16 protein-coding genes and 1 pseudogene are annotated in these 14896 nt (G+C 36.2%); 7 read left to right on the forward strand and 10 right to left on the reverse strand.

From position 1 onward, the window contains the following. Nucleotides 1-29: 29 nt before the first annotated feature. Nucleotides 30-1487, reverse strand: coding sequence for an alanine/glycine:cation symporter family protein (locus LDO73_RS10340; RefSeq protein ID WP_224057808.1), 1458 nt, complete (start codon nucleotides 1485-1487; stop codon nucleotides 30-32). 662 nt (nucleotides 1488-2149) lie between these two features. Here LDO73_RS10340 and LDO73_RS10345 point away from each other — a divergent pair. Then, nucleotides 2150-2398 carry a DinI family protein gene (locus LDO73_RS10345; RefSeq protein WP_224057809.1) on the forward strand — a complete coding sequence of 83 codons (249 nt, stop codon included), beginning with the start codon at nucleotides 2150-2152 and terminating at the stop codon, nucleotides 2396-2398. Nucleotides 2399-2698: 300 nt separating this feature from the next. On the opposite strand, the gene LDO73_RS10350 is transcribed toward LDO73_RS10345, so the two are convergent. Beyond that, nucleotides 2699-3070, reverse strand: coding sequence for a hypothetical protein (locus LDO73_RS10350; protein ID WP_224057810.1), 372 nt, complete (start codon nucleotides 3068-3070; stop codon nucleotides 2699-2701). 338 nt (nucleotides 3071-3408) lie between these two features. Between LDO73_RS10350 and LDO73_RS10355 the strand changes: the two genes are divergently transcribed. After that, nucleotides 3409-3741, forward strand: a complete 333-nt coding sequence (locus tag LDO73_RS10355) for a hypothetical protein (RefSeq protein WP_224057811.1) — start codon at nucleotides 3409-3411, stop codon at nucleotides 3739-3741. A gap of 68 nt (nucleotides 3742-3809) precedes the next feature. Here the strand turns inward: LDO73_RS10355 and LDO73_RS10360 are convergent, their stop codons facing one another. Then, nucleotides 3810-4319, reverse strand: coding sequence for a DUF1543 domain-containing protein (locus LDO73_RS10360; RefSeq protein ID WP_224057812.1), 510 nt, complete (start codon nucleotides 4317-4319; stop codon nucleotides 3810-3812). 277 nt (nucleotides 4320-4596) lie between these two features. Between LDO73_RS10360 and LDO73_RS10365 the strand changes: the two genes are divergently transcribed. Then, nucleotides 4597-5748, forward strand: a complete 1152-nt coding sequence (locus LDO73_RS10365; protein ID WP_224057813.1) for a pyridoxal phosphate-dependent aminotransferase — start codon at nucleotides 4597-4599, stop codon at nucleotides 5746-5748. 69 nt (nucleotides 5749-5817) lie between these two features. On the opposite strand, the gene LDO73_RS10370 is transcribed toward LDO73_RS10365, so the two are convergent. Further along, nucleotides 5818-6162 (reverse strand): DMT family protein, encoded by a 345-nt coding sequence (locus LDO73_RS10370; RefSeq protein WP_224057814.1) that lies wholly within the window; start codon nucleotides 6160-6162, stop codon nucleotides 5818-5820. Nucleotides 6163-6389: 227 nt separating this feature from the next. Between LDO73_RS10370 and LDO73_RS10375 the strand changes: the two genes are divergently transcribed. Then, complete coding sequence (locus LDO73_RS10375; RefSeq protein ID WP_224057815.1) at nucleotides 6390-7169, forward strand: class I SAM-dependent methyltransferase; 780 nt, start codon at nucleotides 6390-6392, stop codon at nucleotides 7167-7169. Between the two features lie 54 nt (nucleotides 7170-7223). On the opposite strand, the gene LDO73_RS10380 is transcribed toward LDO73_RS10375, so the two are convergent. Further along, entirely contained in the window at nucleotides 7224-7559 is a 336-nt protein-coding gene (locus LDO73_RS10380) for a hypothetical protein (protein ID WP_224057816.1), read from the reverse strand. A 224-nt stretch (nucleotides 7560-7783) separates the two neighbouring features. After that, a complete protein-coding gene (locus LDO73_RS10385; RefSeq protein ID WP_224061172.1) occupies nucleotides 7784-8122 on the reverse strand; it encodes a GlpM family protein in 339 nt (112 codons plus the stop codon). A 207-nt stretch (nucleotides 8123-8329) separates the two neighbouring features. Between LDO73_RS10385 and LDO73_RS10390 the strand changes: the two are divergent. Beyond that, nucleotides 8330-9172 (forward strand): annotated as a pseudogene (locus tag LDO73_RS10390) (MBL fold metallo-hydrolase). A gap of 87 nt (nucleotides 9173-9259) precedes the next feature. On the opposite strand, the gene LDO73_RS10395 reads toward LDO73_RS10390, so the two are convergent. Continuing rightward, a complete protein-coding gene (locus tag LDO73_RS10395) occupies nucleotides 9260-9619 on the reverse strand; it encodes a nuclear transport factor 2 family protein (RefSeq protein ID WP_224057817.1) in 360 nt (119 codons plus the stop codon). 252 nt (nucleotides 9620-9871) lie between these two features. On the opposite strand from LDO73_RS10395, the gene LDO73_RS10400 reads away from it, so the two are divergent. Continuing rightward, on the forward strand, nucleotides 9872-10441 hold the full coding sequence (locus LDO73_RS10400; protein ID WP_224057818.1) for a cytochrome b/b6 domain-containing protein: 570 nt from the start codon (nucleotides 9872-9874) through the stop codon (nucleotides 10439-10441). Between the two features lie 7 nt (nucleotides 10442-10448). Here the strand turns inward: LDO73_RS10400 and LDO73_RS10405 are convergent, their stop codons facing one another. Beyond that, the gene (locus tag LDO73_RS10405; protein WP_224057819.1) at nucleotides 10449-11207 is read right to left on the reverse strand and encodes a YnfC family lipoprotein; all 759 of its coding nucleotides are present in this window, start codon (nucleotides 11205-11207) and stop codon (nucleotides 10449-10451) included. 450 nt (nucleotides 11208-11657) lie between these two features. Between LDO73_RS10405 and LDO73_RS10410 the strand changes: the two genes are divergently transcribed. After that, on the forward strand, nucleotides 11658-12038 hold the full coding sequence (locus tag LDO73_RS10410) for a DUF805 domain-containing protein (RefSeq protein ID WP_224057820.1): 381 nt from the start codon (nucleotides 11658-11660) through the stop codon (nucleotides 12036-12038). Nucleotides 12039-12132: 94 nt separating this feature from the next. On the opposite strand, the gene LDO73_RS10415 is transcribed toward LDO73_RS10410, so the two are convergent. Next, nucleotides 12133-12891 carry a YnfC family lipoprotein gene (locus LDO73_RS10415; RefSeq protein WP_224057821.1) on the reverse strand — a complete coding sequence of 253 codons (759 nt, stop codon included), beginning with the start codon at nucleotides 12889-12891 and terminating at the stop codon, nucleotides 12133-12135. Nucleotides 12892-13350: 459 nt separating this feature from the next. Further along, the gene (gene icd, locus LDO73_RS10420) at nucleotides 13351-14604 is read right to left on the reverse strand and encodes an NADP-dependent isocitrate dehydrogenase (RefSeq protein ID WP_224057822.1); all 1254 of its coding nucleotides are present in this window, start codon (nucleotides 14602-14604) and stop codon (nucleotides 13351-13353) included. Nucleotides 14605-14896: the final 292 nt, after the last annotated feature.

Raw genomic sequence — 14896 nt, forward strand, 5'->3', positions numbered from 1 at the left:
GCGGTCAACTGCAACCAGCTAGCGTAAAATTAATGGGCTTCGTTCTTAACCCACTGCTCAACCGACTCTTTTTCCCAAATTCCTTCATTGAGCTGTTTTTTCAACTCTGGGTGATCATTAATATCAAATGTTGGAATTTTTCCCGCGCCTAACTGCTGGTTGTAATCTTTCGCGAGTTTGAATGCCACGCCGGACAATAAGAGGATGGCAATCAAGTTTGTAATTGCCATTAAGCCCATTGAGACATCCGCAAGTTTCCAAATCAGTGGCATTTCACCGAGCGCCCCAAACATCACCATCCCCAATGTCGCTAAGCGAAAAATAAACAGCCCTGCGGTATGATTATTTTCCAAGAAAATCATATTGCTTTCTGCATAAGCATAGTTGGCAATGATTGATGTAAAGGCAAAGAAGAAAATCGCAATCGCAACGAAGATACTTCCCCAACTGCCCACCGCAGAAGATAAGGCTAGCTGAGTCAGCTCAATACCATTGATTTTATCCACCGGACCATCTAACACACCAGAAGCCAAAATAATAATGGCCGTAGCGCTACAGATCACGATGGTATCCATGAATACACCCAACATTTGCACGTAGCCTTGGGAAGCAGGATGCGGAGGATAAGGTGACGCAGACGCCGCTGCATTTGGCGCAGAGCCCATTCCGGCCTCATTCGAGAATAACCCGCGCTGAATGCCTTGCGTCATCGCTTGAGCAATACCATAACCAATTGCGCCGCCTGCGGCTTCTTGTAAACCAAAGGCGCTACGGAATATCAGCATAAAGACATCAGGTAAACGCTCAATATTTTGACCTACTACCCAGAAAGCCAGCACTAAATAAGCGATAGCCATGATTGGCACAACAAATTCGGCAACTTTAGCAATTGATCTTAATCCACCAAAAATAATGGTGCCACTGAGGATCACTAAGGCGATTCCAACATAGAGTGGGTTAAAATCAAATGCCACGGCAGTTGCTTGTGCAATGGAGTTTGCTTGGACTGCATTAAAAACCAAGCCAAATGCAATGATTAAGAAGATAGAGAACAGTACACCCATCCAGCGTTGTTTTAAGCCTTTCTCCATATAGTATGAAGGCCCGCCGCGATAGTTGCCTTGGTCATCTTTCGTTTTATAAAGCTGCGCTAATGTGCATTCAACAAATGACGTTGCCATTCCTAATAATGCAACGACCCACATCCAGAATATAGCGCCGGGGCCGCCTGCCGTAATCGCGATAGCAACACCTGTTAGATTTCCAGTACCGACTCGAGCTGCTAGGCTGGTACATAGTGCTTGGAATGAAGAAATACCCGAACTGTCTGATTGAGTACTATTTTTCAGTACTCCAAACATGTGACCAAAATGCCTGAACTGAATGAATTTAGATCGTATTGTAAAATATAAACCGGCTCCCAGTAATAAATAAATTAATAACGAGCCCCAAATAAGATTGCTGATTGAGTTTATAAATTCTATCAAATTATGCTCCTTTTATTATATCCACTAATAGAGGTATTAGTTGGTGAGTTATTTAGCTCCATATTATTTAAGTAATTAAACAAATAAAAATATAAACCATGATGGTTCATCATGAATAATCAATGTTATTAAACAAGACCCATGAATTATATTTTTTTTACTTTCGCTGTAAATTTTTTTCTGACTAGAATCCTATTTAATACTTAACACAGCGAGACATCATGCAAATTAGAATAAAAAAACAAAACAAAACAATAGTTAAAACAAAACGATACAACCAAGTTGATTACTTTAAGAACAGTTTCAATCAATTGATTGAAAACATGGCAATTTTTAATCAGAATTTACAGTTATAAGTAAAAAAACATTAAATTTAATTAACTGAATACGTATTTAATTAAATAATCTTTCAGCGTTTTTTAAATTGAATAACTAATTGATGAACTTTAATTATTACTCTTTTGAATAATCATTGAAGATAAATATTAAATATAGTTTGATACGTCTTTATTGAATTATATTTCACTTGTTTTAAATCTACCACTTAATCCTATTTCAGCATCAAACAATCACTTTTCAATCATCACAATAAGATGATTGCTAATGTTTTATGATACCAATACACTTATTGCTAATTTGCTTTCCACATCAAAGGGTAATATATGGAAATCCACATCAAAGTTTCTGACGATTTAGTCTCAACACTCTCTGAAAAATCCTACGACGCGTTCACTACTGAATTGCACGCCAGAGTTTTAGAAGTATACCCAGGTAGTAACCTTTTCATTACACATGACAGTGGTGCAACCACCTTCAATACCAAAGGCTTCCATGATGATAAAGAAGCGCATATTGTTCTCCATGAACTGGTTGAAGATGTTTTCCATCATGGTCACTGGTTAAAAGCATAAAACTTGCTAGCCCTATTTTCCAGCCTCCAGCAATAATAGCTAGGCTGGAACTCCTCGCTCTCGTCCTTCTCCCTATTTCAAACCCTGATCAAGATCATAGTTAATGATGATGTTAGTCTACTTTGTATAAAAGTCCTTTTCTTTTAAGCGTTATATGATAATGTATATAACGAATTTTCATTTACATTGCTTTTGCTAATTTATAGCAGCCAGTATTTATTACTGGCTTTTTTTATGGGAAAAATTTAGGCGAACGCCTGAATTGAATACTCAGATATGCCGTCAATCTCGAAGAGAAAACTATTGCGATTTTTCACACAATGACACTATGGCAGTACGTAGTTCAGGCGTATCACTGGTGATCATTTGATGATGCTCAGAGAATTTCCCACCTTGAACACTTACGCTAACAACAAACGGTAATTTCTCACCTTGCTCACTGGTTTGATAAAAACCACAGACTCGATAACTTTCACCCTCTTTAAATTCACTTTTCAGAACAATTTTGACATCATCAAAAGTCAAAGGGCTTCCTGAACTTAACTTATTCTCAATAAGCTTTTCAGCTTGCTTGGTGACATCGTTATCACCGATTGTTGTATAAAACTGATAAGCAAATACGCCTAACGCCAATAAAATCACTATCAGTAGCTTGCTTTTTATACGTTTCAATCTCAAATCCTTCTTATACTACACTTATGGGCTTATCGATTATGTTAACACCTTTACCCCGTCAATAATAAGTATCTAGATATTCATGCCGCACAAAAAGTTCCATTTAATTGAAAGAATAAAAATCGATTTATTTTACATTTAAAATTTTATGGTTTATATAATATTGACTCTCAGCTTTTAGAACACGAACAAAATTTATTTAACAAATATTTATCAGTGTGAAGAAATAATGAATAATTGTGTTCTAAATATGAAACCATCCTATATTTAAGTAAATCAGATTGAAATAAAAAACCACAGTGGCAAGCTGATAATAAATAAAGAGGAGAATCAAAATGAAAAATTTAAAATCACTTATTTTAGTCAGCAGTTTATTAGCAGTGAGTTTCTCTACATTTGCTTATCATGGTAATGGTTATCACCGAAATGGTAATGGACCTAGTCAAGCTCAATATGATAGACCATGCGATGGTAATTACCGTGGGCAACATATGGGACGCCACCAAGGAATGATGCAATACTCTACGGCCGTACAAACCACTCAGCCAGAAGAGGCATTAAAGAAAATTACAGCAGAAGTGCCAAAGGGTGAGAGTAACAAGAAATATATGGTGAAAGTGGCAGTGGTTGAAATCTCTCCTAGCTTAGTGACACAAGAAGCTCAATAAATTTCACTCTGAATAATAATAGCCAGTAATATCTTTAATAATGCTGGCTATTACGTATTAACCAAAAGTTAGCTATTTATACCTATAGGTAAATATCCTTGCCATAATGGTTGATATTTATTTCCATTCTCATTTTTATTTAAGTGAATATAATATTCACCAACTTTCTTTAGTAATAAACAATCATCAACATCTTTTAAATTATCTTTATGCTGTTGCTGGCTATTCACTAAGAGCTGGCTAATTGCTTTTTGTTTAGCTTCTTGGACATTTTTTGCCACAAAGAGATCAAACTCATGCAGCTCCGCAAGTGTTGATGAAATATATCCACCTACATTAATAAAATAGAGCTTATATTCACTTTCTGATGGTTCTTTGCTCAAACTGATGTCGAACCCATCTGCCCAATTGATATCTGCATACCCATCCACATGGATTTTATCTTTATCCCCAAACCAAGCATCTCGCAATAATGGCCAAGCTTCTTCTGGTGTGTTGACTGCAGCAAACTGCACATCATGTACTTCAATATTGGATTTTCCGGCATTACCACCAACATAAAACATAAATAGCTTCATTATTATCTCTCTGTGATTAGTTATCGTTATATATATTAATATACAACCATATCAATTCAATGTGCAATAATTAACACCATTGCAAAAAATAAAAACTAAGAAAAATTACCATTTTAAATCAATTAATTAAATCAAATGAAAAATTAACCCCGTCTAAAACCACTCCTTACAAGCATAACAAAATGAATAAAAAATCACTTTAACTATATATTTATTTACAACTGAATTATTTCGAGTAATCTAATCACACAAGATAAATATATTTCAGGGACTCATTATGGATCGTCGTTCATTTCTAAAATCAAGCTCACTTGTTGCAGGTGGTTTAGCACTAAATTCAGTTTTAAATCAAGCAAGTGCAAATACTAGCGCACTTGTTAAGCCGAATGCTCAACATCCTTTATTACTCAATTTCAATGAAAACTCATTGGGAATGTCACCTAGTGCACAAAAAGCGGTCATTGAAGCTTTACCCGGTTCATTCCGTTACCCTGATGACGCACGCTCCGAGCTTATCGGCAATATTGGCACACTGCATAATCTAGACAGCAAGAATGTGACCCTAGGAAATGGTTCATCAGAAACCATTCAAGCGGCTGTCGCCATGCTCGCAAATAAGGCAAGAAAAGAAGGCATAAAAATTCAACTTGTTACCCCAGATCCTACATTTAACTATGCTGAACTTTATGCACTCCCACTCGGTGTAGAAATTACTAAAGTTCCATTAAAATCAGATTTGAGTTTTGACCTGAAAAAGATGGAGCAAATCGCCAATGATTTCGACGGTTTATCCATTATCTATATCTGTAATCCAAATAACCCAACGGCGATGATAACGCCGCATAGCCCACTCGATAGCTGGATGAAAAAAGTTTCAGATAAACAATTTTTTATTGTTGATGAAGCCTACGCTGAGTTTGTTGAAGATCCGCAATTTGTGAGTGCAATTGAATTAGTCAAAGCAGGGCAAAAAAACCTAATAGTGACACGGACTTTCTCGAAGATTTACGCATTAGCAGGCTTGCGAGTGGGATACGGTATTGCAATCCCTGAAATCATTGAAGCAGTCGATGAGTTTATCTCGATTGATAACACCAATACTGCGGGTGCTGTCGCTGCCATTGCTTCATTGAAAGATAAGAAATTCCTGGAATATAGCCTTAAATCTAACAATCTTTCACGTAAAATCGTTGAAGCTGCACTCAATGAATTAGGCTTAGAATATGCACCATCACAAGCTAACTTTATTTTCCACAAAGTAAAAGGTGATGTGAAAACCTATAAACAGCGCATGAAAGAGGCCAATATTATGGTTGGCAGAGAGTTTCCACCTGTTATGGGTTGGAACCGTTTAACGTTAGGTACCCCACAAGAAATGGAGCAGTTTGTTGCAGTACTTAAAGAGTTTCGTCAAAAAGGTTGGGTGTAAGTAAAATCCCCCTTCTTTACCAAGCATCTTCTACCCAACCACTCTCTATATAGTAGAAGATGCTGTTCACTAAAAAGGACCTTTAAAAATAAAAAATGCACCTGCAAAAATAAGAATAAAGCCAATAATATGGTTTATTGTAAAACTCTCGCCCAGATAAAGCACAGAGAACCCAGCGAATACGCATAACGTAATCACTTCTTGCATCGTCTTCAATTCAGCAGCGCTGTAATATTGATGCCCTAAGCGATTTGCAGGTACCGCGAAACAGTATTCTACAAATGCAATCAACCAACTAAAGAATATGACTATATATAATGGCTTATTCGTAAATTTTAAATGTCCATACCAAGCGAACATCATAAATACATTGGAAATAACCAACAAGATGACAGGGTAAAGTTTTGCTAGCATGATAAGCCAATGGCGAGTTCAAATATGCATATATTATGCGAATAACTCCCCTTAACTTCAATCATCTTCCAATACTTGTTCATTATTACTGTCACTTATAGCCAACCAAATAGCTTGCATTTTTTCCCGAAAGAAAAACAAACCGTACTTATTGGTATATTTTGTTATTTACTTTAATCTCACCGCGATTACAATGACCTCAATTAATGTATTTGTAGGTACACTTTATGATGGATTTTATTACTGCAAATCAGAAGGCATGGGATAAACAAGCAGCATCTCAACAACCTTGGTCTACTCCCGTTGATAGTCAAACAATTGAAGAAGCAAAAAAAGGAAATTGGAAAATCTATCTAACGCCAACGCCATTAAATAAAGCTTGGCTTGGTGACGTAAAAGGGAAGAAAATTCTCTGTTTAGCTTCTGCGGGTGGACAGCAAGCACCAATCCTCGCTGCTGCGGGCGCTATCGTGACAGTATTTGATTTGTCAGAAAAGCAGTTAGAGCAAGATAATATGGTGGCTAAGCGGGATAATTTAGCACTGACGACAGTTCAAGGTGATATGCGTCATCTCCCTATGTTTGAAGACAATTCATTTGATATTATTTTTCACCCAATTTCAAACTTATATATTCCCGATGTTAATCCTGTATGGCAAGAATGCTTTCGGGTACTTAAACCGCAAGGTCGATTGCTCTCAAGTTTTTTTAACCCTATCGTGTTTGTTGATGATAGAGAAAAAAGTCCTGTTGAAAATACAATTATTCGACCTCGATATACCATGCCGTTTTCAGAATTAGATAATTTATCTCAAGAACAAGTGGCGTCAAAACAAGCGAAGCAAGAAGCGTTTGTCTTTGGTCATTCTCTGACTGACTTAATTGGTGGGCAAATACAAGCAGGCTTTAATATTGCAGGTTTTCAAGAAGATTGGCAGCCAAATCCTCGTTTTGTTATCGACAATTTCTTACCAACATTCCTAGCGACACTGGCAATAAAACCATAAGGCAGTATTGATAATACAAAGATCAATCTGCCTTTCAATTATTATGATTTATGACTATCGATTGCAATAACGTTCCCAGATCGGGTCAAATTGTTCAACTGGGACGATATCATCAACTTTTTCAACCAGTGGAATAGAAACCACTGTTTTACCTTCTTTGTTTTTATGTAAACGAACAATAAATCGTTTATACCCGGAAGGCAAGCCATCTTCAAACCCAAAAACCTCACCACAATAGTAGCCAGTCTCATCCCCCTCTTCATTCTGATTCAGGACATGATATTTCACATTTTTGTATGTTGCGGCTGATGGATATATCAGAAAATCTTCAACGGCGCTTTTGATTTTACTCTCTGCATCCATCTTAGTATCTGAAGAAACTTCTGTCATCACACCTGCTATGTAGGAACAGCCCGCAACTAATAATAATACAAGGACTCTTAGTAACATTTTTCTCTATAGAATGGCGAATTAGAACACACTAAGTATTATTATAAATCGTCTAAAAAATAATTCGAGTGCAAATCTAACACATAATTGTTGTGTGTTAATTTAAATGCAAAAAATTGCACTTTTTATTTGGTTTACGCTACGAAGGCGCTAAATTGATAAATTCACTGCGTAAGCTGCCAGAAATATACTAAAACAGCTGCAGTGACTATCCAAATCAACGTTGCTAGACTTAAACAAATCCACGGTGTTAACTTGGTTGCAAAGACATAAACAGTGATTAAATACATTGCATAAGGGATTAATGACCATAAGCCAAATAATGCTGTTTTTCTTAACGCCTCCGCACCTTGCTCCTGAACCACTATCACATGGGCAATTAATGCAAAGGTGGGAAACAAAGGAACTAATCCTGCAATATAATAAACTTTGCTACGCGAGAGAATCGCGATAACTAAAACAGCGAGTGCGCCAAACAGACATTTTACCAATAAAGAAATCATAGCAAACTTAATAGGGTTAAGAGTATTTGTACTGATTATCACTCTAAACCACTCACATTGGCTAGTTAGCTTTCATAAACAATCCTTTCTCCATCACATATTTAAGCATGTGATTTTTTACACCTATATGTTTATCGATGGTTGAATATTTTTTGCCATTATTCTGATATAACCTCTTTGTATAATGAAACAACCAAAGAGATAAAAATGACAATAAAAATTTCTGTACTCGTTGATAACAACACCCTCATTGACAGCTATTTTTGTGGTGAACCCGCGGTTTGCTACCACATTGAAGCTGACGGTAAAAAAATACTATTTGATACTGGCTATTCCGATGTTTTCATTAACAATGCCAATATCCTCAATATCGACCTTGCTCAAATTACTGACCTCGTTTTATCCCATGGTCATAATGATCACACATGGGGAATTAATCACCTTATTCAATATTTAGATCGCCGAAATGTTGAATCCCAGCAAACAAAAAAATTGATTTATCACCCGGATGCTTTGCAACCTAAAAGTTATCACTCAAAAGTTATTGGCGCGAATACCCCAAAAAATGTTTTAACTGCCTACTTTGATACAGTTGAAACCAAAGGTGCTTACTCTGTTTCTGAGAATGTAATTTTCTTAGGTGAGATCCCAAGAAATAACACATTTGAAGGGAAAGAACCGGTAGGTAAAACTATCGATGAGCATAACAATAGCGTTGACGATTATGTACTTGACGATAGCGCCCTCGCGATTAAAACCTCCGAAGGGCTGATTGTTATTACGGGGTGCTCACACTCAGGGATCTGTAATATTGTCGAGCATGCAAAGCGAGTCACCAAAATAGACAAAATTGTGACTGTCATCGGTGGATTCCATTTACAAAAAGCGTCCGATGAGCTGTTAAACCAAACCAGTGATTATTTTAAAAAACAAAATTTATTGTAGATCCACCCATGCCATTGCACTGACTTGGCAGCCAAAATTCATTTAGCAAAACACGCCCCCGTTCAAGAAGTTGGAACTGGTATGCAACTCACTTATCCTGCATAAAATAACACTTAATCATGTAGCTAATTGAATAATCCCGATATTAGCTACATAGCTTCATACTGATTGCCTTTATAAGTATAAGTATATCTATGTTCTTGAACCCAAATCATTATCGTGTTTTGAGCCTGATAACATTCGTGTCAGCTCTTCACATCGAATAATTTTTCCATTCATCAAATGGAAGCAAGCAAACACCTCAAATTCACTCACTGTGCCCTCTTTCTTTACTGCCTTCGCAATATGTTGTGTATGAACACAATTTTCACCTTCCGCAATCGACTTAATGTCGATCGTGATGCTCTCGGTGGCTTCTTTTAATACCTTCATATGCGTGCAGAACTCGGCAAAATCAATCAGCTTTCCATCAACTACCTGCACATAATCCGATGAGAAAAATTGCTTAATTACTGCTAACTCTCCAATTTGTTTACCAAGAACTGCTGTCAATGCTGTTCCACAAATACCATCTTATTCATGCCTATTCCTCTGTATAATATTATTTTTACATTTCTTAATATTATATTCGGCCAACTCACGCGGCTTTCAATCACCCAGCCCTTTATTAGATAAAAATAATTCTTATTTACATTACGTAAATCTATTCATCTAATTCTTATCATCAAAACAAACTTATTGAATTTCATAAATAGAAAGACTACAACGTAGAGTACTCGAGAAAAAATTCTTTTAAGGAATAATATGAAGCTGTTTAAATCTATTTGGCAGTTTTTTGGTACTTATCAAACACCCGTAATTCGCTTAACTCATTGTATGATATTTTTATTGGTTATTGGGCAAATTATCATCAGTAATTGGATGTCTATCAGTAAAAGTGGTGTGCTCCCAGTAAGCGGGCCTGCATATTATTTTACTTGGCTACACATTATTATCGGGTTCTGTTTATTATTTTTGGCGGCTATTCTCATTTTTATCTGTCTCTCAAATCGAGGATTTCGATATTTCTATCCTTATTTATGGGCAGATCTCTCTCAGATAAAAAACGATGTCAAAAGCCTATTTAATTTAACGCTTCCCGACAGCTCACCTAAAGGCTTAGCAACCAGTGTCCAAGGGCTTGGATTAGGTGCATTGGCGCTAGTTGTCCTTTCTGGTGTGACTTGGTTTATTTTATGGTGGCAAAACTCATCATTAGCCCCTGAAGCGAGAAATATTCATAAAACACTCACAGGGCTAATCGAAGTTTATATTGTGGGGCATGGTCTTATGGGATTATTGCATTTTATCCTATGGAGAAAAGCACCCCATTAACCTACGGCTAATAGAATGAAGCATCCGTCGTACTGTATTTATTCAGCTTAAGTTGCTTTCCATCCGAAATAAGTGTCAAAATAAATTGACACTTAGATGTCACACCCTGTTGGTTATATTCACATTGAGAATCAGCAATCAGTGCTGATTGATTAAGTACTTTAACCTCTAAAATAATATCATAAGGCTTAGCTGGGTCATTTTTGTACTCTACAGCAGTCTCCGAAAATAACTTATTGTCATTGTAATATGATATAGCGTATAAGCGTCCATTCTTATCATAATGAAATTCACTGAGCTTTGTTTTTGGCTCCGCAATCCATGAACTCTTAATAAAGCCATCCTCGCCATATTGATACAATAATTTACCATCTGAGTCTTTCTTAGATAAAATCAAACAATTATTTCCAACTTCCATTTCAACTGGCCCGTTAGAGTCATGACCAATCAACTTATTTTTATTACGCTTAACCGAAAGCTCATTATGTTCACTATTAATATACTCATCTTTTGTACGCTTCATGCTGAAGCTTTCAATACAACCATCCTTTGCCACTTTCAAATCTGACTCATAGTTTATAGAGCCATCTTCATTATAAACAACTGAATTGACTTCCTTCACATTCCCTTTCACTGGGTTAAAGTCATACATATGCGCCATGTTGAAAACGACTGGACTGTACTTTTGTTCTGATAACGCAATCGCTTGAAAAGGTAAAGAACATGTAGCGATATATGTTGTTAATAGTAAAAAGCTAGACTTCATCTTTACCTCTAATTTTTATCTTATTTTGATGAATCATGTCTGATTCAACATATCTGCTAGCTTTGAGAACTCAGAGAATTTATTCGAGAATAACTATACTCCACATAACTTACCTCTAATTCTACTGTGCCATTAGCCAAAACTAAAGCAGATATCCCCGCCTCTTCGTTTAGCTACTTCATACTCTGAATATTTTAGCAAAGCATTAGATGATTCAGTTTTTTATTAATTAACAAGAATCAGCATAATCTTTTAATAAAGTTAAAAAAGCTGCTAGAATTAATGTAAAGTTTCGCAAGTATACCTATTTTTAACAGATTATCTCATGGCTGATGGATTGTTTTATTGAGAGTTATCTTGCTGTTACATTCAAATATACAGATAATGCTGATTTACACAAATTTAAGCTCTTTCTATACTCACCACTCAATTTTTCGTTAAGGAATAAACATGAATTGGTATTTAGAAGTCATCAAAAATAACTATGCTAATTTCGAAGGTCGTGCTAGACGTAAAGAGTATTGGATGTTTACTCTTGTTAACATGATCATCATTATGGTTCTATATGCATTGATCATTTCATCTGTTGATTACACAACAGGCGGAATGGGTATGCTAGGTGTTATTGCAGGAATTTTATTGGGGATCTATGCATTAGCCACTATCGTCCCTTCTATTGCAGTATCCGTACGTCGCTTACATGATACTGAGAAATCAGGTTGGTGGTATTTAATCGCATTCATCCCATTTGGCGGGATCGTATTGCTCGTCTTCATGTGCTTAGAAGGTACTAAAGGCGACAATCGTTTTGGCGCAGATCCAAAAGCATAAAAAAATTGCCCCTTATTCAGTAAGGGGCTTATTTACTACCATCTTAAACCCTCTTCAAAATAACTTTAATCTATTTACTTCAATTTCTTACCAGCTAGTAAAATACGGTTTCCGTAATGCTTCTTTTCGGTAATTTTATTGTTTTTCCATTTGATACGATTGTCAGTATAAAATTGCATTTATGTGCAATATTTTGCTTGTCATAGTCACACTTAGAGTCAACAACTAATATAGGCAAACCAAGTGCCTTAATCTCCATTTGAAGATCAAATGGCTTTGTTAGGTCTTTACCGTAACTAATGATACTTTCAGAGAACACAATATTATCTTTATAATATTTTATCGTCTCAGGAAGGTTATTCTCGTTATACGTATTTTCGCTATATTGAACTTTCGGCTCTGCAGTCATTGAGCCTAAAATTATTCCGTCATTATTGTACTGATATATTAACTTTCCATTACTATCAGTTCTAGAAATAATCAAACAATTCTCCGCCACTTCCATTTCAACAGGCCCATTTGCATCTGAACCTACTAATTTATTTTTTTCTCGTTTGATTGAAAGCCAGTTATCAATGCTATTTAAATACTCATCTTTTTTTTGTTTCATTATAAAACTATCAACACAACCATCACGACCAACCTTTAATTCAGATTGATAATTGATGGTATCATCCTCATTATAAACAAAGGTATTCAGTTCTTTGATATTGCCTTTAACTGGGTTAAAATCATAGAGTTGGGCAAAATTAAAAACGATCGGGTTATACTCATCATTTTGAAATGCAGCAGATTGGAAAGAGACGGTAAATAATGCCAATTGAACAATTGAAGCTAAGCATTTGTTATTCATATAATTCTACACCTCGAAATTGCTAATTTGCTGTGTTCTAAATTTTATAACTGTTCTTTTCTAGTTTTTATTTACATCGTTAATTTCACTACAAATAATCCTTTTCATATTAACATTTATCAAACTAACTTCCAGCCTCATTTTTTATAAAAAAAATAAAAATACGTATAAATACTTATTTATTGGATTTCTTTACGTCTAATTAAGATAATCTTTAGACTATAAAATTTACACGTATTTATACCTATTTAATTGTTTATAATTAATAAAAAACCGCTCTAAGCGGTTATTGGTTCAAAACGAAACGGTATTAATTAATATTACTTTCAACAGGTTTTAGCTATAAAATAGCGCTTATTTTGTAGCCGGTTTTGCAGAATAGTTTTGCAGAAGAATTTTTCTAGACAAAATAAAACGGGAGTTTTTAGGCTCCCGTTATTAATAACACTACGTAATAAATTACATGTGTTTAATGATTGCGTCGCCGAATTCGCTACATTTCAGTAATTTAGCGCCTTCTAATTGACGTTCGAAATCGTAAGTTACAGTCTTAGCCGCGATTGCGCCTTCCATACCTTTAACGATTAAGTCTGCCGCTTCAACCCAACCCATGTGGCGCAGCATCATCTCTGCGGACAGAATAATAGAGCCTGGGTTTACTTTATCTTGGCCTGCATATTTCGGTGCAGTCCCGTGAGTTGCTTCGAACAGTGCACATTCAGAACCAATGTTTGCGCCCGGTGCAATACCGATACCACCAACTTGGGCAGCTAATGCGTCAGAAATATAGTCACCGTTCAGGTTCATACACGCGATAACATCATACTCTGCTGGACGCAGCAGGATTTGTTGTAAGAATGCATCCGCGATAACGTCTTTAACAATGATATCTTTGCCCGTTTTTGGATTCTTAATTTTAACCCATGGACCACCATCGATTAATTCACCGCCGAACTCATCTTGTGCTAATTGGTAGCCCCAATCTTTAAATGCACCTTCAGTGAATTTCATAATGTTGCCTTTATGAACTAAAGTCACTGAATCACGGTTATTATCGATTGCATATTCAATTGCTGCACGAACTAAACGTTTTGTGCCTTCTTCAGAGCATGGTTTGATACCAATACCGCAATCTTGTGGGAAACGAATTTTCGTTACGCCCATCTCGTTTTGCAGGAATTTGATCACTTTGTCTGCTTCTGCGCTACCCGCTTTCCACTCAATACCTGCATAGATATCTTCTGAGTTTTCACGGAAGATCACCATATCAGTGAGTTCAGGTTGTTTAACTGGGCTTGGTGTGCCTTTGTAGTAACGAACTGGACGTAGGCAGATGTATAGATCAAGCTGTTGACGAAGTGCAACGTTGAGGGAACGAATGCCGCCACCAACTGGAGTGGTTAATGGACCTTTAATAGAAACGCGGTAATCGCGGATTAAATCGAGGGTTTCTTGCGGTAACCAAACATCTTTGCCATATAACTGAGTGGATTTTTCGCCAGTATAAATTTCCATCCAAGAAATTTTACGCTCACCGTTATAGGCTTTTTTAACTGCGGCATCAACAACTTTTAACATTGCCGGAGTGACATCAACCCCAATACCGTCACCTTCAATGAAAGGGATAATTGGGTTGTTCGGAACGTGTAATTTGCCTTTTGCATCAATGGTAATTTTAGCGCCTTCTGCCGGAACTACTACTTTGCTATCCATTAACCTCTCCTTCACTTGCGTATTTTACTTGTTAATTTTTTGTAAGAGACCTGTCAATACTACTGCAATCTGCGTCGAACGCCAATGATTACTAAGCTAAGCTTTTATACAGATCGCATTTAACGCATTATTTTCGTGTCTAAACACTCAGAAAAACCAAGATAAATATATTTAAATCATAATCTTAGATAAAAAACCAACACTCTAAAAAGTTAAGATCTAAGCTAAATCAAGACCTAAATACTGAATGACCTTATTCCATAGCTTATCTAAAATGCCCTATCTAAACATT

It is taken from the genome of Providencia alcalifaciens (assembly GCF_915403165.1).
GTDB lineage: Bacteria > Pseudomonadota > Gammaproteobacteria > Enterobacterales > Enterobacteriaceae > Providencia > Providencia alcalifaciens_C.